The following is a 26,857-nucleotide window of genomic DNA, read 5'->3' as shown; positions in this document are numbered from 1 at the left end:
GACTTTACATGCTTTAGTGATTTGGAAAAATAGGAGCAGAAAAATGCGTTAAAGAGAGCTTTAAATACCCTTTGAAAAGCATTTGAAGACCCTTTAAAACTCTTTGAGAAAAAATAAATTGGTACAAAACCTAGTGTCAAAATATACAAAACCTGCTGGCAAGCTACAAATACAAAATTCAATGGAGCGGGCGATGGGATTCGAACCCACGACCCCAACCTTGGCAAGGTTGTGCTCTACCCCTGAGCTACACCCGCTTACCGATTCGATATATATCTTGTCTGTATGGCGTAGGCTTCTACGAATTGCAACAAAAAAATATCATTTTAGTTTGATTTATTTTGTCCATGTTTAAATAAAATGAAATAAAGATTGATTTTAGAAAATTCTTCAGTAATAAATTATTCCTTTTTTAATTTTTGCATGGAGAGGGGTGGAATATAATGTTGAAGAGAATAAATATATTAGGGATTATCATTGCAACTGTTTTTATGATGAACAGTGTTGCAAAGGCCGATGACCAAGTTAAACACGTTAAAGTTGCAATAACGCAAATTATGGTCCATCCTGCTGCGGATGCTGTTCGTAAAGGTGTGGAAGATGTGCTTGCAGCAAATGGTTATAAGCAAGGTGAAAATTTTCAACTTACCTTTTTATCAGCGCAGGGTAATATTTCAACAGCAACGCAAATTGCACGTAAATTTGTTGGTGATAAACCCGATGTTATTGTAGCAATTACCACGCCTTCAGCACAAACGATGCTTGCGGCAACAAAAACAATTCCTATCGTCTTTGCAGCAATTTCTGATCCTATCGGAGCTAAAATCGTTTCTTCACTTACCAAACCTGGCGGTAATATGACGGGGAGTTCTGATCGTATAGATGTTGCAGAAAGTGTTAGACTTTTACAAGAAGTAAAACCAGATTTGAAAAAAATTGGTTATCTTTATAATGCTTCTGAGGCAAATTCTGTTTCGACACTTAAAACGTTAAAGGATGTAGCAAAAAAAGCTGGAATTGAAATTATTCCCTCATCGGCACCAAAGCCTTCAGATGTGCAGGCAGCAGCACGCGCTTTAATCGGTAAGGTCGATATTATTTTTGTTCCTGCTGATAATACGATTTTATCTGTTTTAGAAGGTGCAATAAAGGTCTCAGAGGAAGCCAATATGCCTGTATTTACTGTTGATGCTAATACTATCGGGCGCGGGCCTTTTATGACGCAAGGTGTGAATTTCTATGATGTAGGGGTTGATGCTGGGAAATTGGTTGTGCGTATTCTAAAGGGTGAAAAGCCTGGTGATATTGATGTTGTGCAGGCGGCTAATAATGACATTCGAATTGATTTGAAAGCAGCCCAAAAAGCAGGGATTATTATTCCGCAGGCAGTTATTGATCGTGCAACAAAAGTGATTCAATAACTTTTATTGATAGAGTGTTGATACAATAAAAATACGTTAAGTTTTCATGGGGATTGTCTTTACATGAATATATTTGCGTTTTCTGGTGCTGTGGAATTAGGCCTTATTTATGCGTTTGTTGCTATAGGGGTTTATCTTTCATTTCGGGTTTTAGATTTTCCTGATTTAACGGTTGATGGATCGTTTCTTCTTGGATCCTGTGTCTGTGGTGTTTTGATTCTCTTGGGTTTCAATGCATGGACAGCTATGGCATGCGCTTTTTGTGCAGGTATGGTGGCTGGTTTATTAACAGCTATGTTGAATTTGCGTTTTGGCATTTTGAATCTTTTAGCTTCTATTTTAACAATGTCGGCACTTTATACGGTTAATCTTCGTATTATGGGAATTATGGGAGGGTCTAATGTTAATTTAGCTCTTGCTGATACGGCGTTAACGCCCTTTTATAATCTGTTTGGTTTGTCTGATATTTTTGTGCGTCCTCTTTTCGTTGGTATTGTGTTGCTCGTTATGGCGTTTTTGATTTGGCGCTTTTTGGAAAGTGAAATTGGTCTTGCTATGCGTGCAATGGGAGCTAATCCACGCATGGCGACGGCGCAAGGTGTTCATACATCAGCATTGATATATTTTGGAATGGGGCTTTCCAATGCGTGTGTGGCACTTGGTGGTTCTCTTTATATTCAAACTGCGATTGCAACAGATATTACCGGTGGAATTGGAACAATTGTTTTTGGATTGGCAGCCGTGATTATCGGTGAAACTCTCTTTCGTACGCGCAATATTTTTTGGATTATAATCAGCTGTATTGTAGGGTCTGTGCTTTATCGTGTGGCGGTGCAATTTGCATTTGAAGCAAATGGCATTGGTATTGATACGTCGACAGATCTTCAGTTGATTACTTCACTGTTGGTTATTTTAACCCTTATTGTGCCACGCTATTGGAGGAGGCATAAACGTGATTGAGTTTTTTCATGTTGGGGTCACATTTAAACCGCAAACACCTTTGGAAAAACAGGCTTTAATTGATATTAACCTGAAAATTGATCAGGGTAGTTTTGTTACGGTTATTGGTTCAAATGGTGCTGGTAAATCAACTTTGCTCAGTGTTTTAGCGGGTGCAACGCTTCCTTCAACAGGGAAAGTGGTTATCAATGGACAAAATGTTTCTAGGCAATCAGTCAGTGAACGCGCTGGAAAAATTGCTTGTGTTTTTCAAGATTCGTTAGAGGGAAGTTGTGGTTCTTTAACAATTGAAGAAAATTTGGCTCTTGCTGCTCTTCGAGGAAGTCGTCGTGGTTTGCGTGCGGCGTTAAATTATGAGAAACGGCAATTTTTTCGAGAGAAAATTGCTCAATTAGGCATTGGTCTTGAAGCGTATATTCATAATCCTATGGATAGTTTATCAGGTGGGCAACGCCAAGCAGTTTGTCTTGTGATGGCAACGTTAGCACATGCGGATGTTTTATTGCTTGATGAACATACCTCAGCACTTGATCCTGGAATGGCTGATTTTGTGATGCGGTTGACTGAAAAAATCGTTGAAGAGAAAAAATTAACGACTATCATGGTGACTCATTCTATGCGTCAGGCTCTTGATTATGGCGATCGCACCTTGATGTTGCATGGTGGAAAAGTGATTTTGGATGTCTGTCATGAAGAGCGTAAGGGCTTGAATGTCAATGATTTAATTGGCATGTTTCAGAAAGTTCGTGGGGAAGTTCTTGATGATGATGAACTGTTAATGGATTAATAGTGTGGCTCAGAAAAAAGCACATGAAGTTGATCAGTTTCTAATGCGTTTTTCACGTGCTTTTCCTATTGTTCTCATTTATGGGCCAGATCGTGGTCTTATTTGTGAGCGTGCACAATGTTTTGCAAAACTTACACGGGTAGCAATAGAAGATCCATTTTCGACAATTCGTTTGGATGCTGCTGAAATTGATAAAGATCCTGCACGTTTAGAAAACGAAGCGCGTACGTTATCTCTTTTTGGGGGAGATCGTTTGATATGGATCTCTAATGCTGCTAACCAAAAAGGTTTTCTTGCTGCTTTAAAACTTTTAATTGAGAAGCCACCAGAAGCTTGTTTTATTCTCATTGAGGCAGGGGATTTAAAAAAAGGAACAGGGTTGCGCAATGCTGTTGAAACAGCATCAAAAGCGATGGCTTTGCCCTGTTTTGCCGATGATATGCGTTCTCTTGACGGTTTGATTGATGAGGTTTTAGGACAGTTTAAGAAGACTCTTTCTTTAGATGCACGTAGATGGTTGCATGAATGTTTAGGGGCGGATCGCCTTGTATCACGAGGTGAATTAGAAAAGCTTTGTCTTTACGCTGCAAATGTTCATATTACTCTTGAAGATGTGAAAGCTGTTGTAAGCGATGTCAGTGCTCTTTCTCAGGATGAAGTCATTGATGCTCTTTTATTGGGCGATATATCAGGCTTTGAAGCGCATTTTAACCGACATGCAGCAGTGCAGGGGGCACTTTTTTTAATTTTGAGTACAGCTCAAAGGCATTTTCAGCAATTACAGCTATTGCGTTATCAGGTAGAGGTTGAAGGAAAATCGTCTTTTACGGTGGTTTCTGAAGCTCGTCCTCCCATTTTTTTTCAACGGAAAAAGGTCGTTGAACAAGCTTTAAAATATTGGAAATTAGAACAAATTTCTTATGCAATGGAAAGAATTCAGAGTGCTGTTTTAGACAGTCGTAAAAATCCACTTTTGAGCGAAGCTATCATTCGTCAAGTTTTGTTAGGGCTTACAATTATTGCACGACGCCAGATGGCAGCTTAACAGCCTAGAAATATAATGATTTTTTATTTTTGGTATACCACAGAGGCATTTTCAGTAATTAAAACTGTTATGCTATCAAGTAGAGGTTGATGGAACTTGTATTTTTGAGGATGCATTTTAGGAGCTTGAAAGCTTGATAGAAATTTTTCTTCAAAAGAAATAGTTTATTTTCAAAAGGCCATTTTGAAACAGTTTTATTATTTTGTTGTGTCGTAAAGTACTGTTTTTTAGAGTAGTGATACGAGGCTCATATCAAATTTTATGTATTCGATGTTTTTTTGTGTGGATATTTGGTGAATATTAGTTGGTTCATAGAGTCTTAATGGAGTAACACCCCCATGTAAAACAGAGTATCTCAAACAACAGAAGACACTTGTATGGTAGATTCATACGCTTTCTTAGAAATATTTTTCAATGCGCGTCATATCTATTTCGCGGCGGTGTTTATGGATGGTGTAGAAGTAAAGTTCCTTGTGAAGAATATAAAACCCATAGAGCAACTCTATCTTTACGCTTAATAAAAGTGAAAGTCGACACTCATTATATACTTTGCTAGCCTCTAATGTTGCTACAGTTTTTAGCATTAGAGAGCGTTTTCATCATTTTTTCTCACATGTCTTCTTGTGACGTGTAGACAAGAGATTTTAATTGATAAGAGGGTTTGTGATGGAAGAATTTTACAGTATTCGAAGTTATGATTCAAATTGAAAAAAAGTATTATTTTTATAAATCAATGTATTATAGATTAATTGAATCACTTAAAATAGTGAGCCAGAGGAATCTTTTAGACAAGAAAATGAATTGTTTGCAGATCGGTATGAATTAAGAATCTTCATGGGATGAGAAGAAAGTCAAAATAGATTATGATGAAAACCACAGCACCTATGGGGAAACTTTTATGTTTGATACAGAGATGATTATCTTAGCAATGAATGTGTCTCATAAACAGAGCTAACCATTGTTTATTATTAATAATTTATTATTTTTCATATTAAATCAATCAGAACAATGTCTTTTGCACGTCATAAGCGGGGGGGGCGTGTGGATAAAAACTGTACAAGAAAGCACTAAAAATGCTTCTTATGAATGCTCTCAAATTCCAAGGTTTTTTGCAACATTGGGGGCAGGAAAATATAATGATAGTGTTTTATTAAGTGTAAAGAGGGTCGTGCTTAATGGATTTATAGTTATAACATTTACGAACATTGTCGTGAGATAGGCTGGGGAGCGAGATGCCTTTTTAAAACAAACGCATGAATTTGTAATCCAAATCTATTCTGTTGAGGGCGTTCTATTTTACGCGAGGGTTGTGATTCCATTAAAGGGATGTTCAGTGTTTTTGTTATCAAACTTTTTCTTTATTGAGAGGGCGTGTTTTTCTCATATTTATTTGATTTATGGTATCCGGAATCGGGAGAGGAAAATGTTTTTAATGGTATCTTTTGGTATGCGTTGTTTTACGGTGTTTTCAATATTCGCGAAACTCATGTTGATGTTGTAGGTGGAGGCGTAATACGTTTTTATATAGGTCTAATGTACAAATTAATGAACGTATCGGGATAATTGGAGAAGAGTTAGTGTCCGCTTACGCTTTTGATGTGTTTTTTTGTGAGTAAATTAGTAAGATAAAGTAAACTGATGAGATTTTATGTAGAGTCGTTGTTATCCTAATTGAGAGTGCATTTTATTTTGTTTCGGTGATGCGCTTTGATCAGTAATTAAGAGGGAGTTTTAGAGCGTGATGTTAGATTTCTCGTCATTTATTTTTTATGTGTTTTCTAGGTAAAGTGATCTGTTGTCAGCTTGCGCAGGTGATAATTGGTAAACTGCGTTATTCTTTATTCCCTAGTTGTCATTTTTTAATGTTTTACGCATAATTCTTGAACAAACAAACAAGAAAATTGTGATTTTACAATTGTCTTTATTGCCATTTGCAAAGAATCTTTGAAGGTGAAAGATGCTCCATATTCAGTTTGAAAAAATAGCACTCATTGGGATCGGTCTGATTGGGTCTTCTTTAGCAAGAGTGATTAAAAAGAAAAATCTTGCGGCTCAGATTTCTATTGCAACACGTCGTCCAGAAACCCTGAAAAGAGCGCGTGAATTGGAGCTTGGGGATTTTTATACGACAGATAATGCAAAAGCTGTTGAAGGAGCAGATTTGGTTATTCTTTCTGTTCCTGTTGGGGCTAGTGCAGAAGTGGCAAAAACCATTCGTGATCATTTAAAACTTGGAGCGATTGTGAGTGATGTTGGTTCTACGAAAGCGTTGGTTATTGCGGAAATGGCACCTTTATTGCCCAAAACGGTTCATTTTATTCCAGGGCATCCAATTGCTGGAACGGAATATTCAGGACCGGATGCTGGTTTTGCTGATTTATTTATGAATCGTTGGTGTATTTTAACGCCTTTTGCGGATAGCGATGCTGCTGCTGTCGCACAATTAACAGCGTTTTGGGAAGCTTGTGGTGCGCGTGTCGAAAAGATGGAACCTAAGCATCATGATCTTGTTTTGGCTATTGTTTCACATTTACCCCATTTGATTGCGTATAATACTGTTGGGACAGCGAGTGATTTAGAAAAAGTAACAAATTCGGAAGTGATTGCTTATTCCGCTTCTGGTTTTCGTGATTTTACGCGTTTGGCCTCTTCTGATCCCGTTATGTGGCGAGATATTTGTTTGCATAATAAAGATGCTATTTTAGAAATGTTGGGTCGTTTTAGTGAAGGGCTTGCTTTTTTAGAACGTGCAATTCATTTAGGAGATGGTGAGACACTGTTTAACTTTTTTACACGTACGCGTGCTGTGCGTCGCAATATTATTGATGCTGGCCAGGAAATTGATGCTCCTGATTTTGGACGTCAGAGTGTTTCTAAAAAAGGGTGAATAAAAGCAAGGGGGTTTTGTTGAATTTCGTTGGTTTTTTCTAGAAATCAATAAGAAGTTTTTTCTTTCTTCAGTCATAGATTGCAATGAAAAGGAGGGGCGATTGCTCCGATACAGATAATCATGACTTTAAAAGGTTTTATGTGTGCACGATCATCTTGCCTTAGCTCTCTATAGGGCATATGATGTACAGAAGAGGTTACTGATCTGTAGAAGTAACAAAAAAATGAGGTCGTTGTAGAACTTCATAGAGTGGGTTATTGTTTTTGTTTTCGTATAAAGTCGGGCTTGACCGTATTGATTATTAACCTTTATATTGCAACATTGCAAAATGTTTATTTGCAGAGTTTTGATGATTTTTATAAAACTTGAAATAGACTGAGGAAGAGTTTTACCAGAAAGTATTGAGTTTTGTTAAAAAATATCTTTTGGTATAGCTATCGTATTTTTGGTGACGCAGTAAGTCATTATTGGCGTGATAGTGGGAGTGCTTTTGCAAGCCATGTTGCGCTATCGGGGCTTTTAGCATTTTTCCCTTTTTTTATTTTTGGAACATCGTTTGCTCGTTTTCTAGGTGCTTTTACCTATACACCGCAGAAAATTAAAGCACTGGTGCAGTTATTGCCTGATGTTATTGCAGAGCCTTTATCTCAGGAAATTGTTAATGTTTTAACCATTCATCGAGGAGGTGTGTTGACGCTTTCTGTCATTGGAACGGCTTATTTTGCTTCTAATGGGATAGAGGCTTTGCGTACGGCTTTAAATAAAGCTTACCGTGTTACTGATCGACGGAGTTTGTTATTTTGTCGTTTTCAAAGTCTGTTTTTTGTAATCCTTGGAGCTGTTGGTCTTGTTGTGATTAGTTTTTTATTGATTCTGGCGCCTTTGTTGATCAAAATTATGCAAAATCATTCTTTTTTTATGACTGAATATATTGCTGTTATTCGTGTATGGCGTTATACAGTTGCAATCGTTATTTTGTTTATCAGTCTTTTGATTGTTCATAAATGGCTTCCAGCAGGGCGGCGGAAAATTATAGATATTTTACCAGGAATAGTGGTGACAATGTTTATATGGTTTATGGCTTCTATCGCTTTTGCGCAATATTTAACGATGTTTGATTATATTTCTACCTATGCAGGGTTGGCATCTATTATGGTTGCTATTATTTTTCTCTACATATTGAGTGCAATTTTTATTTTGGGAGGAGAAATAAACGCGGCGATAATGTTTTATCGCAAGGATTTGCAACATTCAGATGAATGAAAGAGTTTATTATTGCTTGAAAGCTAAGGTATGAATATCCCAATAAAGCCTGCTATCACTTTGTTGATTGATGCGGATGCTTGTCCTGTAAAAGATGAAGTTTATCGTGTGATGAATCGTTATCAGCTTAAGACATTTGTTGTGGCAAATCGTTCTTTGTCCCTTCCAGATGAAGCACTCATTGAAAGAGTGGTCGTTGCTGGTGAATTCAATGGTGCTGATGATTGGATTGTAGAACATGTGCATGAGGCAAGTATCGTTATTACCAGTGATATTCCTTTAGCAGCACGGGTTGTGCAAGCTGGGGGGTTTTGTCTTTCGCCAACGGGGCGTATTTTTGATGTAAATTCAATTGGTCAGGCTTTGGCGATGCGCAATTTGATGGAAGATTTGCGTGGACAGGGCAGTATAATAGGTGGTCCCCGTCCTTTTTCTCGTAAAGACCGTTCTGCTTTTTTGTCAGCACTGGATCTTGTTATACAACGTTTAAAAAGACGCGGTTATTAAAGTTATAGGGCTTCTTTAATGACTGCTTTTATAAGTGCTTTGGCATCGTCATTGGCCCACGGAGCTGCACCATTGAAAGAAGCAATGAGATATCCCTCTTTATCAATGAGCAATGTAATGGGGAGTCCTAAAGCGAGCCCCTGTTTTCTAACATTGTTGAAAATATCCATTGTTTCATCGCGATAGTAAAGCAAATTATCTGAATGAATATTCTGTAAAAATTGCTGAATTTTTTCAGGAGAAGCAGTTTTATCGATATTAATAGCTATGACATCAAAGTTTTCTCCACCTAATTCACGTTTTAATTGCGCAAGTTCAGGCATTTCTGTGCGGCAAGGTGCACACCAAATAGCCCATAGATTGACCAGCATTGGTTTTCCAGTAAATTCGCTGAGTGTGTGCTCTTTTCCTAGAATATCCTTGAAAGAGAGTTTATTCATATCTGAGGGCGTATCAGCAAATCGTATGTGGCTAAAAAAGCCTTTTGCTGCTTTTCGTATCGCCATCATTTTTTCTGCTCGTGCTTTATCAGTATTTATTTCTTGTGCTTGTGCTACTGAAATGAAATTGAAAAGAAAAAACTCTCTTTTGGTATCGTAGTTTATGGTTGCGTATAAACTCAATGCAATGATAAAGAATGCAAGGGAGAGTTGCCTTTTTTTATTGTTTTTTTCGCTGATGAAAATTTGAAAAATCATAATTTTGTCCTTTGGATGGGTATTTTCAGAATATGACAGATGAGAAGTTAAAGAACCAAATGTGGGGTGGTCGGTTTGCGGCAGCTCCTGCTGCAATTATGGAAGAAATTAATGCTTCTATTGATTTTGATCAAAAACTTTATCGACAAGATATTGAAGGTTCTCTTTCTCATGTGGCTATGTTAGCGCAAACGAAAATCATTTCACAATCAGATTATGAAAAAATTGTTCATGGTTTGAAACTTATTCGCCAAGAAATTGAAGACGGTAAATTTGTTTTTTCACGAAAGCTTGAAGATATTCATATGAATATTGAAGCGCGGCTGAGCGAATTGATAGGTCCTGTAGCTGGGCGTTTGCATACGGCGCGTTCACGCAATGATCAAGTTGCTGTTGATTTTCGCTTGTGGGTATGTGAAGCAACGCAAAAGATAGCACAAGCTTTAAAAGGATTGATAGAGCAATTACTTATTCGCGCAGAACAACATGTTGATACCTTTATGCCAGGCTTTACGCATTTACAATTGGCTCAACCTGTAACATTGGGTCATTATATGATGGCTTATGTTGAAATGTTTGGTCGAGATTTATCGCGGATGCGTGATGCTCTTGAGCGAATGAATGAATCGCCTTTAGGGGCGGCTGCTTTAGCGGGGACAGGCTTTCCAATTGACCGTTTTATGACAGCAAAAGCGCTAGGCTTTCGGGAACCTACACGCAATTCAATTGATAGTGTTTCAGATCGTGACTTTGCATTGGAATTTTTAAGCGCTGGCGCTCTTTGTGCAACACATCTTTCACGTTTAGCAGAAGAAATAATTCTTTGGTCAAGTGAACAGTTTTGTTTTATTCATTTATCAGATGCTTTTTCAACGGGTTCATCTATTATGCCACAAAAGAGAAATCCTGATGCGGCAGAGTTAGTACGAGCGAAAGCAGGTCGATTGAATGGTGCACTTATGGGATTGTTAACGGTGATGAAAGGATTACCGCTTGCTTATTCAAAGGATATGCAAGAAGATAAGGAATATGTGTTTGATGGGGCTTTGAGTTTGGAATTATCACTAGCAGCAATGACAGGGATGATTGCTGATTTGAAAGTGAATAAAAAAGCTATGAAACAAGCAGCGGATTTAGGGTATGCAACAGCTACAGATTTTGCGGATTGGCTTGTACGCAATTTAGGGATTCCTTTTCGCAAAGCACATCACATCACAGGGTGTGCTGTGGCATTGGCAGAAAAAAAACAGTGTCGCCTTCATGATTTATCATTAGATGAACTTCAAGCAATTTGTCCTGATATCAATGCGACACTTTTTGATGTTTTGACCGTTGAAAAATCTGTTGAAAGTCGTAAAAGCTTTGGGGGAACAGCGCCTTCAGAGGTTCTTCGACAAATTGCGTATTGGAAAAAGCGTCTCGTGAGCGCTTGAGTGATTGTATTTTAAAGGTAAAAAAGAAATCGAGATGAGGAAAGAGGACAGATGAAAATTATAATAAAGGGGTTGATGATTGTCCTTTTTGGGGGCTTTGGTGTCGTTGGGTGTGGGCGTAAAGGGTCATTAGAGTTACCTCCTTCAACAGGAGTGAATTCTTCACAAGGAACTTTTGTTTCTCAAGGCAAAACAGATAAACCTTTTATTCTTGATCGGTTAATACAATAGGGATTTTTATGCGTTTTTTTTCTTATCATCAGGGTGTGCTTCACGCTGAAGGTCTTTCTCTTTTGGAACTTGCGCGGGAAGTTGGAACACCTTTTTATTGTTATTCAGCTAGCGCAATCGTTGCACATTTTAAAGATTATCAGAATGCATTTCATGATATGCCGAGTTTAATTGCTTATGCGGTTAAAGCGAATTCCAATCAAGCAGTTTTACAACTTTTAGCTAACAATGGAGCGGGAGCTGATGTGGTCTCAGAAGGGGAATTACGGCGTGCTCTTGCTGTTGGTATTCCTGCGCAGAATATTGTTTATTCTGGTGTTGGTAAAACAGTGAGAGAAATAGATTTTGCTCTTGCACAAGATATTTATTGTTTTAACGTTGAATCAGAGCCAGAACTTGAACAATTATCGGCGCGGGCTGCTGCGCTTTCAAAAACGGCTCGTATTTCTTTACGCATTAATCCTGATGTGGATGCTAAGACTCACAAGAAAATTACAACAGGTAAGTCTGAGAATAAATTTGGTATTCCACTGTCTTTGGCGGGTGATGCATATAAAAAAGCAGCTCAATTGCCTGGTCTTCATGTGTGTGGTGTTGATCTCCATATTGGCAGTCAAATTTGTGATTTAAAACCGTTTGAGGATGCATTTGTTATTGTTGCAGATTTTGTGCGTCAATTATGGAATAATGGTTATGCGATAACCCATATCGATATTGGGGGCGGGCTTGGTATTCCTTATGGTTATGAGAAGCATCCAGTACCTTCTCCTTTTGAGTATGCAGCACTGGTAAAGAAACATATTGCGCCTTTAGGGATCAATATTATCCTAGAACCTGGGCGTAGTATTGTTGGTGAAGCCGGTGTGTTGGTGACATCGGTTGTGTATTTTAAAAAGGGGGAAGGACGAAATTTTGTTATTGTTGATGCGGCGATGAATGATTTCATGCGTCCAACGCTTTATGATGCGTGGCAAAATGTAATGCCAGTGAAAAAAACACCAGTAGATGCCCTTCTGATTAATGCTGATATTGTCGGTCCTATTTGTGAAACTGGTGATTATTTAGGCTTGGAACGTTCTTTGCCAGTGTTGAAAGCGGGTGATGTTTTGATGTTAACAGGAGCAGGGGCTTATGGCGCAGTGATGGCAAGCACTTATAATAGTCGACTTTTGGTGCCGGAAGTTTTGGTTCAGGATACACGTTATGCAGTCATTCGTCCACGCCTTGATTATGCACAATTGATAGGCTGTGATCATATTCCAGATTGGATTGAGCCCAAATTAGATTGAGCATTATTAAATATTTTGGGTCTTATTTTTACTAAACTTTGATGAAACAATTTATTTTCTAGAAATTGTCTTGTATGGGGTTTATGATCTTAATGCACCACGATAAAAGGGGATAAATGCTTGTTTATGAAAAATAAAAACATCAAAGGTTTTGCAATGAAGCTTTTGTGTGTGCGCATTTTGATGTGGGGGATCCTTTCATTTGAACGGATGTGGGTACGGTTGTTGCCATTTTTCCTCGTTCTTAGTCTCTTTTGTTCGTTTAGCTGGTTGGGACTTTTTGGTATTTTGGGCTATTGGTCACATTTGCTCTTACTTGGGGTTATACTTATTTGTGCTGGGGCGAGTTTATTTTTTCTTATTCGTTTTCGGTTTCCCACAATGCGGGAAGTAAATTGCCGCCTTGAACGCGTCAATGATCTTAGACACCAGCCTTTGAATATTCAGACAGATCGTTTATGTTCTGAAAATGATGAAGATTTTAGTGCTGTTATTTGGCGTGAACATCAACGCCGAATGGCAAAGCAATTATACCATTTAAAAACTGGATTTATCTCTCTTAATAATGCGGATTATGATCCTTTGGCTTTGAGGGCTTTGTGTGCTCTTCTTTTTGTGTGCGCTTTTAGTTTTTCTTTTGGTTCACAAGGGGGGCGTTTGGCTGATGCCTTTGATTTTCGTCCTATCGTTGATGAAAAACTCATGCGGATTGATGCTTGGGTAACACCACCTGCTTATACCGGTGTGGCACCGATTTATTTGACAAAAGATGAGAAAACACAACTAGAAATCCCTGAAGGGAGTAATGTTGTTGTGCGTGTTGTCAATGGGGCTGGCATTACAGTAAAAGCAAAGTCTGTAGAAGATGGGAGGGAAGTTTCGTTTTCAGAGAAAACGGAACAAACAGCTTTGAATGATCCAATTGTTCATTTTGAAACACATTTAAAGCATCCAATAAATTTATTTGTATCATCACGTCGTAAAAAACAGCAATGGCATTTGCAGATAATTAAGGACACGCGTCCAACAATTCATTGGTTGGAAAAACCAGGGAGGATTTTAACGGGATCATTGGAGTTACGATATGTGGTGGATGATGATTATGGTGTGACAAAGGCTTTTGTTGAAATAGAGCCTTTTCTTCCTCAGAATAAAAGTGCTTCTTCTCTTTATAATGCTCCGGAAATAGAACTTCTTCTTCCGCGTGGTGGAAAGGGGAAAATGCGAATGGTGCAGGATATATCAGCGCATCCATGGGCAGGTTCGCAAGTCAAAATTACTTTGGTGGCAGAAGATGGTGCGGGGCAGAAAGGGCGTAGCAAAACTTTTGTTATGATATTACCACAGCGTGTTTTTTCGAATCCTGTTGCACGCGCAGTGGTTGAATTGCGTCGTCTATTAGCTCTTGATGCTTCTGTGAAAGAGCGTGTATTGGATATGCTTTCTGCTTTGCTTGTGCGTCCAGAAAAGGGGTTGCAAAATGCATCGCATTTTATTGTTCTACAAAGTGCGTGGACAAGACTTTCTTTAGCACAAACAGACGAGGATTTGCGCGATGTGGTGGATTATTTATGGCAAATTGCTTTGGGTATTGAAGATAATCAGCTTGAATCCGTGCAAAAAAAGTTAAAACAAGCACAAGCTGCTTTACGTGATGCATTGCGTTACGGTGCTTCAGCGGCAGAAATTGAACGGCTTATGGCAGATTTACGTCAAGCTATGGATGAGTATATTCGTGCTTTGGCTGAAAAAGCACCGGATAGTCAAGTTTCTAAAAATTCTAAAAGCTCAAAAAGTCCTAATCTTTCTGAAGCTACATTACAAGAAAAGCTAAATTTAATTGAGGAAATGGCTAAAACAGGCTCTTCTTTAGCAGCTGAACAACTCTTGGCGGAAGTTGAACAGACGCTTGATCATTTGCATGTGCAAAAAGGCAATCAAAATGAGGGAGAAAAAAGCCAATCTGCACAAATGAAAGAAAAGATGGACCAGCTTGGAGATTTAATGCGTCGTCAGCAAGAAATTCTCAATGAAACACATCAGTTAGAGATGGAACAAAAACGCGGAGAAAATGTACCGGAAACACAAAAAAAATCTTTAAAAAAACGTCAAGCTGAATTGCAATCTGAATTATCAACATTAGAAAAAGAATTATCAGAACAAGGATTTGAAACAGGGGGCGCATTGAAAAGGGCAGAAGAAAAAATGAATTCTGCGGAAAATGCGCTTGATAATGGAAATCATCAGGTATCTATACAAAATCAGTCTGATGCTTTGGAATCTTTGAGGCAAGGTGCACAAAATGTTTTGAAAAAAATGCGCGAAACACTTAAAGAAACGGGAGATGATCAAAATGCTGATTTTGGTCCTAAAGATCCGTTAGGACGTCCACTTTCTTCAACAACAGATGAAGAACAAGAAGGCGAGGCACTACCACAAGAAAGTGATCAAATGCGTACGCGGCAGATTTTGGATGAAATTCGCAAACGTCTTGGTAAAGAGCATCTTTCAGAAGAAGAAAAAAACTATCTTGAAAGATTGCTTCATTTTAATTAACCAGTGTTGGCTTTTTTCTTAATTGATGTCAAAAACAGTATATGAAGAACCTCTATGGGGTTTATCTCCAAAAAAATGATTAAAGTGCTTGTAAGGCAATAATCATCCTGTTGTACTGATTTTTTAATCATTTAAGTTTAAAATATGCAATATTGAAATGTTCGCTATTGCGGAAAAAAAGCAGAAGTCCATATAGGTTTGGTATATGAAAATCTGTAATGTTTGAAATTTGTTTCTACATGGTATGTTGAGTTGGATATCGTTACGCTGAAAGATTTTTATGCTTCTGCACTTGGACTGCGTGTGCAAAAAACGCTGTGTGACCAATTGAATTTATGGTGGCCTGATCTTACGGATAAACGGATTATGGGATTGGGTTATGCACTTCCTTATCTTTCTACATTGCGTGAACGTGCCCAACAATGTTTTGCTTTTATGCCAGCTTCTCAGGGTGTTTCGCCTTGGCCTTGTTCTGAGCAAGTTGCTACAGCGCTTGTTTTTGAAGAAGATTTGCCGCTTCCGGATGCGTCAGTTGACTGTATTTTATTGGTACATGCATTAGAATATACAGAAAATTCATTTGAAACGTTGAATGAAATATGGCGTGTTTTAGCACCCAATGGCCACTTGATCGTTATTGTACCTAATCGCTCTGGCTTTTGGGCGCGCAATATTACTACGCCCTTTGGTTATGGCGAACCCTATAGTCGGCAACAAATTACTCGTTTGTTCGAAAAAACAAATTTTGTTTCTGGACCAATACAAGAAATTGTACACTATATGCCCTCTACGGGGTATTTTTCGCGGTTGCTCTCATTTTTTTACGAGCCATTTGCTCGCTATCTTTTGCCTTATTTTGGTGGACTCTTAATGTGTCAGGCACAAAAACGTGTTTATCAGGGTTTGCTCGTACAGCGTCGTCAGTCGCGACGTATTTTTATTCCTGCTTTATCACCACAGACAAGAAATATTTTAATTTATAAAAATAATTAATCATTTTGTCATTGTCATAAGAATCGCAAATATAGAGGCATTCTCTTATTTCAATTTTTTGCATTTACAATTAAAAAATATTCTTTTGTACATTAATATGTGGAATTGGTATGTGAATAAAAATCTCAAGTATCTATATACCAAACCATATTTCATGAATAGTGGAAACATTTTAAAAGAAAAAAATGCTGGTATCTTCGTAAACGTAAAAATAGCAGAGTCCAAGAGATCTTACATAATATGGTTTATGGTGGTTAAAAACTGTACAAGGAAGGATTACAATGCTTCTTATAAACCATCTCAAGTATCAAGGGCTCCTCTGCAACATCAAGATCTAACATAAGTGTGATGGTGCTGGCTTGTTCTTTTATAAGCGTAAAGATGGTGGTGCCCAGTGGCTTTATCGTTAGGATAAACATTTAGCGTTATATCATGAATTATATAACCTCTTAAGAGGAGATAAAGTCATAAAGAATAGAGGAAAACTATAAAGATAAAAAACATCTCTCAATTTAGGTTAGTGAATGTGAGATAAAGCAGTGCGTGGAGCGGTTTTCTGAAAAAAATAATCATAAATAGCACTCATCTAAAGATGATAGTTATGATCAAGAATGTTGCTAAAAGATATCACGATTATTTATATGCGAAACATATTAAAAACTTTAGAAAGAACAAAAGCATGTGAAACAGAAGTTACAAAGTATATCGTGAGGGTTGAAAGCATTTTTGTTTTTGGTTCTCATGTTGGAATATTTCGTTTTTTATTCATAATGTTATATATTTTGTCATAAGAGTAAGTTCTATGTAATAGCATTCGAATTATATGCGAAGGTTTTTTCATCTCGTTTCTGTTTTCATTTAGAATATTAAAATTATTTTTGAAACAGAAAATCTCGAATTAAAGATTTAAACGGTAACCATTTTGATCTGTTATGAGAATTTGCGCATTGGAGGGATCGTTTTCGATTTTTTGTCGCAAACGATAGATATGGGTTTCTAAAGTATGGGTGACAATATTTTCATTATATCCCCAAACTTGTTCTAACAATGTTTCACGGCTGACAATTTTATCATTGGCATGATAGAGACATTTAAGGATCGCTGCTTCTTTTTCTGTGAGACAGATTTTATTGTTGCATTGATCAAGAAGAAGTTTTTGTCTTAGTTTAAAAGTATAGGGACCAATATGAAAGGTTGCGTCTTCATTTTGTTCATATTGGCGCAACTGTGCTCGAATTCTCGCCAATAACACCGCAAAGCGAAAGGGTTTTGTTACATAATCATTGGCGCCTGTTTCAAGATCTAAAATATTATCACAGTCTGTATCATAATTTATTATCATGATAATGGGGGCACGAAATCCTTGGGTGCGTAATTGTTTAACGGCTTTGTAGCCATCAAGATCAGGAAGTTGAAATCCCAAAATAGTGAGATCAATATTTTCTTCTTGGATTATTCTCATTCCCGCTTCTGCTGTTTTTGCTTGGAAAATTTTAAACTCTTGATGCATTTGCAATTGTTCTACTAAAATGGGGCGTAGATCATCGTCTTCAACGATTAAAAGAGTATAGTGGTTCATGTTTTTCCTTATAGGCATGTTGATGCACTGATTGATATAGTTTCATGAAAAATGAGATTTCATGCAAGAAAAATTAAAAAAGAGTGCTTCTAAAAAATAAACTTTTATAATTTCTAATGGTTGCTTGCTGAAAAGAAGGTATTCCGTCTGCAGGGTATTTTACGTATTGGTTGGAAGCGTTTTTTATGTTCTAGAAGGTGTTTTAGCTATTGAGTGTCATCATCTTTACGCTTATGGAGAAACAAGCTGGCACTATCATTCACTTTGCCAGCTTGTGGGTGTTGCGGACAGTTCTTGGCACTTGAGACGATTCATAGGAGGAATTTTAAGTCCTTTCTTTCACGTTTTTATCTATATGGGACTTTCTCCGCTTAGAATGTGCAAGCAAATAGCTTTTGATTGATTCAATATAAAACAGGTTGGGAATGAGAGAATCCTGCGGTATGAGGCGCACTCGTCCAACATGCAAAACAATAAACACGCAATATGATGCGTTTTTTAAGTGTGAAGAGAATTGTGCAACACCTAGCACATATGCACTGTTTAGGAGAATTTCACGATCATTTTTATTGTTTTTTATCCACGTTCAGTTTTGTTTTTTCGTTGCATTTGTGTGCGAAGGGGCTGTGTGTTATGTTCATGGTGTTGCTTATTATAATTGTTGAGTAAGCCTTGCTTTTAGCAATGCCGAAAAGATGCATCATAAAGAGGTTTTTTGTGTAATTTGGAAGGAGACTGTATTGAGAAAGAGTGCAGGATAAAAAATGACAAAAAAATATCATATTTATGCATTTAGCATGAGAATACCTCAACAGAAGGAGGTGTTGTGCTTATTCTTCTGCGCTATGAAGCATCTTTTTATATGAGTTAATGAATAAAAATTATTGTTTTAAGATAAAAGCATTTCCCTCTTAAGGTTGCCCATCAAACAGACTTCTTTCCATTCATCTTCTGTCACGGGTTGCACTGATAAGCGGCTGGCTTTGACCAGCGCCATATTTGCTAGTTTGGGATTAGCTTTAATTTGTTTTAATGAAACAGGTGTTGGCATGTCACAAAGTGCACGGATGTCCACACATTCCCAGCGTGGATCAGAGCTTGTAGAATCAGGGTGCGCTTCAGCACATATTTCTACAATTCCTACAATTTCTAAACCTTTATTTGAATGATAAAAAAAACCTTTATCACCATATTTCATAGCGCGCATATTGTTACGGGCTTGATAATTGCGTACACCATCCCATTGTTCGCCATCAGCTCCTTTTTTCTTTTGCATCTCCCATGACCATTTATGGGGTTCAGATTTAAAAAGCCAATAAGCCATGTGTTCACCTTTTTCATAGATTGTTATGCATTCGTCATGTCCAATTTTTATAAGTATCTTTGTAATATCATCAAGGGTGATTTTTAAAATGGAGTAAAGAACGGGCATTATCTGTTTTTTCTTATTTCAAAATAACTTGTATATAGAAAAATGCGCTCCATTGATATTTTATGTTGTATAAAGGTATTTTGCTTATCTTGTAGCAGAAAAATATATCAGTGTATCGAAGTAATAGACTTAAAATTGCTCAGCCATGTGGAAGCTTAATCATCTTTTCAGCTGCTGTTTGAAATGTAGTTACTATAGGATCATTGGAGCATTGCGTTGGAGAGAATTTAGCAAGAAAATTGGTTCTAAAAAGCTTTAAAATTACAATGACAATGAAACGAATAAATGGTCAAAGATGATGAGGTCAACGAATGGCATTCATATCTATGCTTTGTGGGATAGAGTGCGTCTTATTATGCTGTAAAATACCGTCATTTGAAGTGTAATGATATAAGGCAGTTTTTTGAAACATGAAGTTTTTAAGAATGTGTGGTGAATATTTAGGTTTACGTATCGATCTTTGGGTTAAGTGGATTGTGTGAGTGGGAAGCAGGTGGAATCTGCTCGATAGAGAATTCGGACTATCTATAGACCGGATTGAGTAGAAATCTTCGTTCTTTAAGATGTGTGTAGGACGTCAATTTTATTATGCTTTTGTTCCACGGCGACCCATCCCAATCAAGGGGGGGGCTTTTTCATCTAATGGCCAGCGTGAGCGAGGGGCAATATCAAGAGGGCTTGTTTCTCCTCGTGCAAGCTTTTGTGCACCGGCAAAAGCAATCATTGCAGCATTATCGGTACACAAGGAAAGAGGAGGGGCTATAAATTCAAAGCCATGTTGATGGGCAAGTTCTTGTAATGTAGAGCGAATGGCTTGGTTTGCGGCAACACCGCCTGCGACAACCAAAGCAGGAGAACGCTTTTCTTGATCATGAGAGAGAGGATATTGGTGGACAAAGTGTTGTAGAGCGAGGTGAACGCGATCACGTACTGTATCGGTTACGGCGGCTTGAAAACTTGCGGCAATGTCAGCAATATCATTTTCTGTAAGAGGAGCTATGGCTGTTGCGGCTTGTCGAACAGCAGTTTTGAGTCCTGAAAAAGAAAAATCTAATCGTTTTTCACCTTTTAAAGGACGTGGAAGAGGGATGCGATTTTTATCACCAAATAAAGCTGCTTTTTCAAGTGCTGGTCCACCAGGATAAGGAAGACCTAAAAGTTTTGCTGTTTTATCAAAGGCTTCTCCTAATGCATCATCAATAGTGGTTCCTAAACGTTGGTAGTTGCCTACTCCATGAACAATGATTGTTTGTGTATGACCTCCTGAAACTAAAAGTAATAAATAAGGAAAGCTGACGTTGTGCGTTAACACGGCTGTTAAAGCATGTCCCTCTAAGTGATTTACCGCAATAAATGGTTTGCCAGTGGCAAGAGAGAGTGCTTTTGCGCTCATAACGCCTACCAACAATCCTCCTATCAAACCAGGCCCACTGGTGGCTGCAATGCCATCAATATCTTTTAATTTTGTGTTTGCTTCTGTTAGTGCTTGCAGAATTAAATGATCAAGAACTTCAACATGGGCACGAGCAGCAATTTCAGGAACAACACCGCCGTAAGGTGCATGGTGATCAATTTGACTCCAAACAACATTGGAAAGAATTTGGCTGTTTGATTCGTTGTTATATTCAATGACAGCCGCTGCCGTTTCATCACAACTTGTTTCTATTCCCAGCAGACGCATTTTAAACAAAACCTTATATTGAAGCTTCTTTCCTGCGTGCGTACCATGAACAGAAAAAGATGCAAAGTATTTCTCTTAGAATTGTTTTTTCTATGAAAAATATGTGTTTTGGCATTTTCTTTGAATTTTATGATATCGTTGATTAAAAAATAAAGCTGTATTTTCGAGTATAAAATGCAAATGTTTTTTAAAAACTTGTCTATTAAAGGCGATACTTGTAAATATTATTGAGAAAAGCTGCGTTTTTAAAACTTTTTTCATTTTATTATTTTATCATTAAAAAAAGTGTGCACGAAAAGTGACAGAGATGGTCGATTCTTCAAAACCAAAAGTTAAACCACATTATGCTGGTACGCGCCGTAAGAAACCAGTTATTGAACATGAAGCTGTTCCCCATGATTCAGAGGAAAAAATCCATAATTCTGTAGAATCTCAAGCGCGAGAAGAACAGAATATGCAAGGTCAGGATAAAAGTATCTCTAGTACAACTTGGCTTTTCTTATCCCTTTCTGGGATTTTGGGGGGATTCATTGCTTTGGGAATTTTTATGGGGCTTCAATGGGCTGGTTTTTTTCCTTCTCCTTTTGTGGAAAATTCTGCTAGAGGAGAAAAAGCTTTGCAGATTGCTGAAGCCGCAAAAAGTCAAGGTGAAGACACAAAGGAACAATTGAGGCGGGTCTTTCAAGAAATTGATACGTTAAAAACAGAGTTTTCTTCTTTTTCATCACAACAGTTTAAAACAACGAAAAATGATGAACTATCGAAAGAAGAAAGCAAAAAAGCTTTTGCGATTTTAGAGGAAAAAGTAAAAGCTCTTGAAGAAACTGTACAAACTTTTGTTAGAAAGTCGAAAGAGATAGAGACGGCTTTGTCTGTTGGGCAGAGCAATGCAAATGATCTTGCTGCGTTAAAACAACAGTTAGAAGCACTACAGGAAGAAACTGCTGTTAAAAATAGTGAGAAAAAAGAAATAGATACCGCGCTCTTTACTGCAATTAGTTCATTAAAAAATGCTGTAGAGCGTGGTGGATCTTATAATAATGAATTAAAGCTGTTACAACAATTATCGCCTTCGATTAATGGACTTGATGTGTTGCAAAAAACAGCTACTGTGGGTCTTCCAAGTTCAGCACAACTTTCAGTTGATTTTGCTCATGTTGCTGATGCAATTGTTGGTACGCAAAATCTTGTTGCGTCAGATGCTGGTTTTTTTGACCGAATTTTAGCGTGGATAAAAGGGCTCATTGTTTCGCGACCGATTGGAAATGTTGAAGGGACAACGCTGGGGGCTATTGCGGCACGCATGGAAGTTGCCATTCAAGCTGGTGATTACGAAAAGGCTTTGAGCGAATGGCAATCATTGCCCCAAAGTGCAAAAGATGTTTCAATGGATTTTGTTAAGCAGCTTGAAAGACATATTGCTATTCAACAGTTGTTGCAGCAATTGTTATTGTCTGTGCAACAAGGATCTTTTAAAGCAACAAAGATGTAAATAGGCCCAAGATGATACGTGTTTTTATTTATATTTTTGTTGTTTGTATCCTCGGTTTAGCTTTCACGTGGGTTGCTAATCACAATGGTATTTTTGTTCTCACATTTTTGCATTTCAGATTTTCTGCTTCATTTCTTACAGTGTTAAGTGTGCTTATTTTATTTTTTGTAACGCTGGTGCTTTTATGGTGGTTATTGTCTTTCTTTTTTTCCATACCGAATGCTCTTTCCAATTATTTTTATAAACGCCATCAAAAGCGTGGTTACGAAGCTCTTTCAAAGGGGATTCTTGCAACTTTTGCTGGTGATAGTATGGTTGCGCAAAAAATGGAAGCACGTGTTGCTAAATATCTTGCAGGGAAACAAGAGCCATTGGTAAAACTCTTACAAGCGCAAACCTTGTCTTTACAAAATGACTCTGTTCGCGCCATCGGTCTTTATGAAGAGATGAGAAAGGAAGATCCGACAAAACTGGTTGGACTTTATGGTTTGTTTCGTGAAGCAATGAAGAGTAAAGCTTATGAGGCAGCGCAACAATATGCTGAAGAGGCACTGACTTTATCGCCAGCACTTTTATGGGCGCATCAGGCGGTGCTTGATCGGTTAAGTACTGAGGGTAAATGGGATAAGGCACTTACTATTTTTGAAAGAACGCAAAAAGCTCTCCCGCGTTCTATTCGCGCGATTCCAGAGCGGCAGCATATACAGGTTTTACTACTAAGTGGGCAGGCACTTTCTTTGTTTGATACACATCCTGTACAAGCACGTGAAGCTATTTTGAAAGCACATAAATTGGCGCCTGATTTTGTTCCAATAATAGTTATTGCTGCTGATATTCTTTATAAATTAAACGAAACGCGTAAAGCGGATAAAATGATTATAGCGGCTTGGCAAAAGGAGCCTCATCCTGACTTGGGAGCGCTTTATCTTGAAAGAGAAGAAGGAGCCATTGGGCGATTGAAAAGGGCTAAGACACTTGCTTCTTATAATAAAGATGCATTTGAGTCGGCTTTCCTTATTGCTAAAGCAGCTTTGGATGCTGGTGAAACAGCATTAGCAAGAGAGAAGGCACAAAAAGCATTACAATGTCATCCACGGGAAAGTGTTTATTTATTGTTGGCAGATATTGAAGAGGCACAGGGAAACAATCAAGGTGCTGTGCGTCAATGGCTTTCTTTAGCACTTCGTGCTGAACGTGATCCAGTGTGGATGTGTGATGGGGCCATTTTTTCTTCTTGGTCAGTGGTTTCTCCAATCAGTGGACGTTTGGGCTGTTTTGAATGGAAGGCGCCTCCTTGTATGCCTTCTCTCACATTAGAGGCGGACAATATTGTGTCGAAAAGGCAAGACAAAGAGTATGTTATGGGAAAAAGTGATGATGTTGGAGATAAGAAGCTTGAAAAATTAACACCTGTAGATGATTCTCTTTTGCATAATGTGCAGGTGGAGAAACAAGATATAAAAGAAAAAGATGTAAAAATGTTCAGTCAAACTCACTTAAATGTTGATGATCCAGGGGTTAAAATAGAAGAAGAAACATCTTTATCGAGGAAAAAATTTCGTTTATTTTAAATTGCACCAATGTTGATAATACGAATGTTTTCTCAGAAGAAACAATTGACCTAGAAGAAAAAATATCGTTAGTCTTGTCCAATAAAATTATTCTCTTATGCTTTAAAAATAAAGTTTTGCTTGGTAGCAGAGGTGATTGGTTAAAAAATGTTTTTAAATCAGAGATGTCTTGATAAAAAACAAAAAAATAACAAACCAAGGATTGCTGTCGTTATTCATCGGCGCTCTACCTATACTGGTCGGTTGGGAAAATTTTTACAACAAAATGGTTTTGTTCTTGATATTTATCGTCCTATTTTTGGACAAAAACTCCCTGATACATTAGAGCATTATGCCGGCGTTGTTATTTTAGGGGGACCGATGAGTGTGAATGACAGCGAAGCCTATATTGGTGAGGAAATTGATTGGATTTCGTTATCACTAAAGGAAAATAAGCCTTTTTTGGGTATTTGTCTTGGAGCACAAATGTTAGCGCGAAATCTAGGGGGGCGCGTTGGTACAAGAAGTGATGGGACTGTTGAAGTCGGCTGGTATCCACTAGAAGCAACCCCACAAGGGAAGGAATTGATGAATTGGCCAGAGATGGTCTACCATTTCCATGATGAAGGTATTTATGATTTACCGAAAGAGGCAATGCTTTTGGCAACAGGGAATACATATCCTACACAAGCTTTTCGTTATGGAAACAATGCATGGGGTTTGCAGTTTCATGCTGAATTTACACGCGCTATGATGCGGCGTTTGGTCGTGCGTTCGGCACATAAATTGACTGAAAAAGGTGCTCAACCTGCTTGTGCACATTTGAAAGGTCGTTTAATCTATGATCGAGCTTTGAGCCAATGGTTTGAAAGCGCATTACACCAGATTTTTTGTACACCGCCCGTACTTGTGTGATTGTTGACAACGAATTGATTTATATAGGTAATTCACGGTTTTGTATATTGAATGAGAACCCCGAATATAGTAAGGTTTTTTCATTCCAAACCTGTGTATGTTGACTCAATAAAAACCTCTTGTTTGCATGTCACAAGTAGGGCTGGCGTGTGGGCAAAAACTGTATAAGAAAAGACTAAAAATGCTTCTTATGAACTGTCTTAAGTGCCAAGGGCTGTCGCAACATTTGGGGGCTAGCCAAATATAATGATGGTGCTGGCTTTGGGGTCTCCATAAGCGTAAAGATGGGGGGCTCAATGGCTTTATCGTTAAGAAACACTATTCATTATCATTTTTGTTGTGCTGTAAAACAGTATGGTTTAAGCTAGAGGTAGAAAATCTATGTAAAACTTTACACATGAGGTGTTTTTTGTTAAAGGGTGTAATGGGTTTTTTTAAGAAAATCTTGTTTATTGAGCTTATGAGATACTGTACTTTAGAACGATGTATAGGGACTTCTTGAAGTGATCAGTAGATAAAATCCGGTGGATTAAGAAGTTGGATTGTGTATAAACTGAACGTGGTTGGGAATCTTTATCCTTTTTAGGGTGGGGAGGAAGTTAAGAGATAAAGAAAGTTTGAATATTGTCTAAATCCTTTCAAATACCATCATCACAAAAAAGTTTTTCTTTGAGTTATTTAATTTGTGGGCTCTTTTGTCTTGCTCTGATATTTATTTATAGCGCACTCTGGTTTTTTTTTCGCGTAAAATAGAAGACTATGTTTCTAATATATTCACAAAAGTATCTTCCCATAATATGGCGGCGGTATGTGAGAATGTGCACAGGGATGGTTATCCTTTACGTGTCGGTGTTGTTTGTGACAAGTTTCAATTTTCTTGGCCTTTACATGGGGTTTCTTTATCGACGGGGCGTTTGACAGCTGGTGCACCAATTTACGCACCTCATTTGGTCGAGTTTAATGTTCATTCTCCTGCATTAATTGTTTTTTCCGGAAAAACTCCCATAGTATCGCATTGGCGCAATTTGGTGATTGAAACAGAGCCTTATTGGAAAACGGGTAAAACATTGAAGTTTATAGCTGAAGGGCTTGAGATTTCATCTTTTTCCTCTTCCCCTGAAGATCAAAAGCTTCAAGAAGCATTAAGAGCACCAACGACAGATAAAAAAACGACACAAGAAAATATTGAAGATCCGGCATCTTTGCAAAATACGCATGACGTGATTATTCAGCCGTTAGAGCCACAAGATATGCTTCAAAAAATAACGGCAGAATTTTTGCGTTTTGATCTAAAACATGAAAAGAATAATTTATCGGGACATATAACTTTTGACGGTTTTGATGCTTCTCCCTTTTTAAAATCTTCTTTTGTTGATATTCCTAAAATTGATGGCAATTTGAAATGGATTTTAAATGACATGTCTTTTCTGTCTGAAGATGAAGAAAAAAATTGGCAACAACGACTGTATGGAAAAAGTGGACTTTTAAAGCAAGGTGAATTGACTTTTCATACAGGTGGTGCAGTGCGTATTAGTGGACCTTTTTCTTTTGATGATGAAGGATATTTGACAGCAAAATTTGAACTTGTCCTTATTCAGTCTATGAAGCTTCTTGACACTCTGCAGCGCTTATTTCCCGCGCAAGCCAATAATCTTCAAGCGTTATTTTTTATTTTGGGTGCTTTGCCTAAAAATGCGGATGGCGCTCCCGTTCTTTCCTTGCTCATTAACAATGGGTGGGTAAAATTAGGCTTTTTAAAACTTGGTCGTCTTGCTCCACTTTAGGTATTGTACCGAAGCCTTTTTTCATCTTTACTACCAAATTTCGACTTTTTCTGATTTTCACACTTTTTTGCAATTTTAGAGTGTTAAAAATTTATTTTAACAAAATGCGTATTTAATGGTAAAAAAATAGCTATAAAAATAAAAAATTACCACCTACTCCTAACTCGTCCAACCTCTTTTCACTTAGTACAAAATCTTATGTCAAACTACATATAGTAACAGTGTTTGTATGGAAAAGTGGTATTTTAAAGTATGCTGAATTGCCTTTTTATACAGGTGGTGTGGTTCTTTTTAGGAACCTTTGTCTTTATATATGGAATGAGCATATTGCATATATCTGTTTGGGTGTAA

At 37.7% G+C, this 26,857-nt stretch carries 20 protein-coding genes and 1 tRNA gene; 16 read left to right on the top strand and 5 right to left on the bottom strand.

The features are described from left to right. Positions 1–182 precede the first annotated feature (182 nt). Positions 183–257 (bottom strand) — tRNA-Gly (locus ACFINY_RS07135). Positions 258–443: 186 nt separating this feature from the next. On the opposite strand from ACFINY_RS07135, the gene ACFINY_RS07130 reads away from it, so the two are divergent. From ACFINY_RS07130 to ACFINY_RS07100, 7 genes are all read left to right on the top strand, one after another. Then, on the top strand, positions 444–1,421 hold the full coding sequence (locus ACFINY_RS07130) for an ABC transporter substrate-binding protein (RefSeq protein ID WP_375612209.1): 978 nt from the start codon (positions 444–446) through the stop codon (positions 1,419–1,421). 63 nt (positions 1,422–1,484) lie between these two features. Continuing rightward, entirely contained in the window at positions 1,485–2,381 is an 897-nt protein-coding gene (locus ACFINY_RS07125; protein ID WP_375612210.1) for an ABC transporter permease, read from the top strand. Further along, positions 2,374–3,168 (top strand): ABC transporter ATP-binding protein, encoded by a 795-nt coding sequence (locus ACFINY_RS07120; RefSeq protein ID WP_273790094.1) that lies wholly within the window; start codon positions 2,374–2,376, stop codon positions 3,166–3,168. Before ACFINY_RS07125 ends, ACFINY_RS07120 begins: the two co-directional genes overlap by 8 nt. Before the next feature lie 4 nt (positions 3,169–3,172). Continuing rightward, entirely contained in the window at positions 3,173–4,213 is a 1,041-nt protein-coding gene (gene holA, locus ACFINY_RS07115; RefSeq protein ID WP_375612211.1) for a DNA polymerase III subunit delta, read from the top strand. 1,957 nt (positions 4,214–6,170) lie between these two features. Then, positions 6,171–7,100, top strand: coding sequence for a prephenate/arogenate dehydrogenase family protein (locus ACFINY_RS07110; RefSeq protein WP_375612212.1), 930 nt, complete (start codon positions 6,171–6,173; stop codon positions 7,098–7,100). Between the two features lie 411 nt (positions 7,101–7,511). Then, entirely contained in the window at positions 7,512–8,366 is an 855-nt protein-coding gene (locus ACFINY_RS07105; protein ID WP_375612213.1) for a YihY/virulence factor BrkB family protein, read from the top strand. A gap of 30 nt (positions 8,367–8,396) precedes the next feature. Continuing rightward, positions 8,397–8,873 carry a YaiI/YqxD family protein gene (locus ACFINY_RS07100; RefSeq protein ID WP_273790302.1) on the top strand — a complete coding sequence of 159 codons (477 nt, stop codon included), beginning with the start codon at positions 8,397–8,399 and terminating at the stop codon, positions 8,871–8,873. 2 nt (positions 8,874–8,875) lie between these two features. Here ACFINY_RS07100 and ACFINY_RS07095 read toward each other — a convergent pair whose 3' ends face one another. Beyond that, on the bottom strand, positions 8,876–9,571 hold the full coding sequence (locus ACFINY_RS07095; RefSeq protein WP_375612214.1) for a TlpA disulfide reductase family protein: 696 nt from the start codon (positions 9,569–9,571) through the stop codon (positions 8,876–8,878). Between the two features lie 32 nt (positions 9,572–9,603). Here ACFINY_RS07095 and argH point away from each other — a divergent pair, with 32 nt between their 5' ends. The 5 genes from argH (at position 9,604) to ACFINY_RS07070 (ending at position 16,073) form a co-directional block, all read left to right on the top strand. Further along, entirely contained in the window at positions 9,604–11,004 is a 1,401-nt protein-coding gene (gene argH, locus ACFINY_RS07090) for an argininosuccinate lyase (RefSeq protein ID WP_375612215.1), read from the top strand. A gap of 51 nt (positions 11,005–11,055) precedes the next feature. Next, entirely contained in the window at positions 11,056–11,235 is a 180-nt protein-coding gene (locus tag ACFINY_RS07085) for an LPS translocon maturation chaperone LptM (RefSeq protein ID WP_375645305.1), read from the top strand. A gap of 8 nt (positions 11,236–11,243) precedes the next feature. Then, a complete protein-coding gene (lysA, locus tag ACFINY_RS07080; protein WP_375700947.1) occupies positions 11,244–12,524 on the top strand; it encodes a diaminopimelate decarboxylase in 1,281 nt (426 codons plus the stop codon). Positions 12,525–12,650: 126 nt separating this feature from the next. Further along, a complete protein-coding gene (locus ACFINY_RS07075) occupies positions 12,651–15,080 on the top strand; it encodes a TIGR02302 family protein (protein ID WP_375700946.1) in 2,430 nt (809 codons plus the stop codon). Between the two features lie 222 nt (positions 15,081–15,302). Next, positions 15,303–16,073 (top strand): class I SAM-dependent methyltransferase, encoded by a 771-nt coding sequence (locus ACFINY_RS07070; RefSeq protein WP_375700945.1) that lies wholly within the window; start codon positions 15,303–15,305, stop codon positions 16,071–16,073. An 898-nt stretch (positions 16,074–16,971) separates the two neighbouring features. On the opposite strand, the gene ACFINY_RS07065 is transcribed toward ACFINY_RS07070, so the two are convergent. The 3 genes from ACFINY_RS07065 to tsaD all read right to left on the bottom strand — a co-directional run bounded on the left by ACFINY_RS07065 (position 16,972) and on the right by tsaD (position 20,765). Beyond that, positions 16,972–17,652: a response regulator transcription factor gene (locus ACFINY_RS07065; RefSeq protein ID WP_375700944.1), complete on the bottom strand. Its 681-nt coding sequence runs from the start codon at positions 17,650–17,652 to the stop codon at positions 16,972–16,974. Between the two features lie 889 nt (positions 17,653–18,541). Beyond that, complete coding sequence (locus tag ACFINY_RS07060) at positions 18,542–18,976, bottom strand: EVE domain-containing protein (protein ID WP_375620936.1); 435 nt, start codon at positions 18,974–18,976, stop codon at positions 18,542–18,544. A 694-nt stretch (positions 18,977–19,670) separates the two neighbouring features. Further along, complete coding sequence (tsaD, locus tag ACFINY_RS07055; RefSeq protein WP_375612222.1) at positions 19,671–20,765, bottom strand: tRNA (adenosine(37)-N6)-threonylcarbamoyltransferase complex transferase subunit TsaD; 1,095 nt, start codon at positions 20,763–20,765, stop codon at positions 19,671–19,673. A 307-nt stretch (positions 20,766–21,072) separates the two neighbouring features. On the opposite strand from tsaD, the gene ACFINY_RS07050 reads away from it, so the two are divergent. The 4 genes from ACFINY_RS07050 to ACFINY_RS07035 all read left to right on the top strand — a co-directional run bounded on the left by ACFINY_RS07050 (position 21,073) and on the right by ACFINY_RS07035 (position 26,506). Further along, positions 21,073–22,257, top strand: coding sequence for a hypothetical protein (locus tag ACFINY_RS07050; protein ID WP_375612223.1), 1,185 nt, complete (start codon positions 21,073–21,075; stop codon positions 22,255–22,257). 11 nt (positions 22,258–22,268) lie between these two features. Then, on the top strand, positions 22,269–23,828 hold the full coding sequence (locus ACFINY_RS07045) for a heme biosynthesis protein HemY (protein ID WP_375612224.1): 1,560 nt from the start codon (positions 22,269–22,271) through the stop codon (positions 23,826–23,828). Between the two features lie 147 nt (positions 23,829–23,975). Further along, complete coding sequence (locus ACFINY_RS07040) at positions 23,976–24,722, top strand: glutamine amidotransferase (protein ID WP_375606037.1); 747 nt, start codon at positions 23,976–23,978, stop codon at positions 24,720–24,722. 728 nt (positions 24,723–25,450) lie between these two features. Then, positions 25,451–26,506 carry a DUF2125 domain-containing protein gene (locus tag ACFINY_RS07035; RefSeq protein ID WP_375612250.1) on the top strand — a complete coding sequence of 352 codons (1,056 nt, stop codon included), beginning with the start codon at positions 25,451–25,453 and terminating at the stop codon, positions 26,504–26,506. Positions 26,507–26,857 lie beyond the last annotated feature (351 nt).

This window comes from Bartonella sp. AA23NXGY (genome assembly GCF_042197165.1).
GTDB lineage: Bacteria > Pseudomonadota > Alphaproteobacteria > Rhizobiales > Rhizobiaceae > Bartonella.
Note: the sequence above shows the minus strand (reverse complement) of the source record. Positions and strands in the feature narration are given on the sequence as shown.

Bases quoted from the DNA above. Each gene is read 5' to 3' on its own strand.
- ACFINY_RS07130 (WP_375612209.1), top strand. From the start codon at position 444: ATGTTGAAGAGAATAAATATATTAGGGATTATCATTGCAACTGTTTTT.
- ACFINY_RS07125 (WP_375612210.1), top strand. From the start codon at position 1,485: ATGAATATATTTGCGTTTTCTGGTGCTGTGGAATTAGGCCTTATTTAT.
- ACFINY_RS07110 (WP_375612212.1), top strand. From the start codon at position 6,171: ATGCTCCATATTCAGTTTGAAAAAATAGCACTCATTGGGATCGGTCTG.
- ACFINY_RS07100 (WP_273790302.1), top strand. From the start codon at position 8,397: ATGAATATCCCAATAAAGCCTGCTATCACTTTGTTGATTGATGCGGAT.
- ACFINY_RS07095 (WP_375612214.1), bottom strand. From the start codon at position 9,571: ATGATTTTTCAAATTTTCATCAGCGAAAAAAACAATAAAAAAAGGCAA.
- argH (WP_375612215.1), top strand. From the start codon at position 9,604: ATGACAGATGAGAAGTTAAAGAACCAAATGTGGGGTGGTCGGTTTGCG.
- ACFINY_RS07085 (WP_375645305.1), top strand. From the start codon at position 11,056: ATGAAAATTATAATAAAGGGGTTGATGATTGTCCTTTTTGGGGGCTTT.
- lysA (WP_375700947.1), top strand. From the start codon at position 11,244: ATGCGTTTTTTTTCTTATCATCAGGGTGTGCTTCACGCTGAAGGTCTT.
- ACFINY_RS07075 (WP_375700946.1), top strand. From the start codon at position 12,651: ATGAAAAATAAAAACATCAAAGGTTTTGCAATGAAGCTTTTGTGTGTG.
- ACFINY_RS07065 (WP_375700944.1), bottom strand. From the start codon at position 17,652: ATGAACCACTATACTCTTTTAATCGTTGAAGACGATGATCTACGCCCC.
- ACFINY_RS07060 (WP_375620936.1), bottom strand. From the start codon at position 18,976: ATGGCTTATTGGCTTTTTAAATCTGAACCCCATAAATGGTCATGGGAG.
- tsaD (WP_375612222.1), bottom strand. From the start codon at position 20,765: ATGCGTCTGCTGGGAATAGAAACAAGTTGTGATGAAACGGCAGCGGCT.
- ACFINY_RS07050 (WP_375612223.1), top strand. From the start codon at position 21,073: ATGGTCGATTCTTCAAAACCAAAAGTTAAACCACATTATGCTGGTACG.
- ACFINY_RS07045 (WP_375612224.1), top strand. From the start codon at position 22,269: ATGATACGTGTTTTTATTTATATTTTTGTTGTTTGTATCCTCGGTTTA.
- ACFINY_RS07040 (WP_375606037.1), top strand. From the start codon at position 23,976: ATGTTTTTAAATCAGAGATGTCTTGATAAAAAACAAAAAAATAACAAA.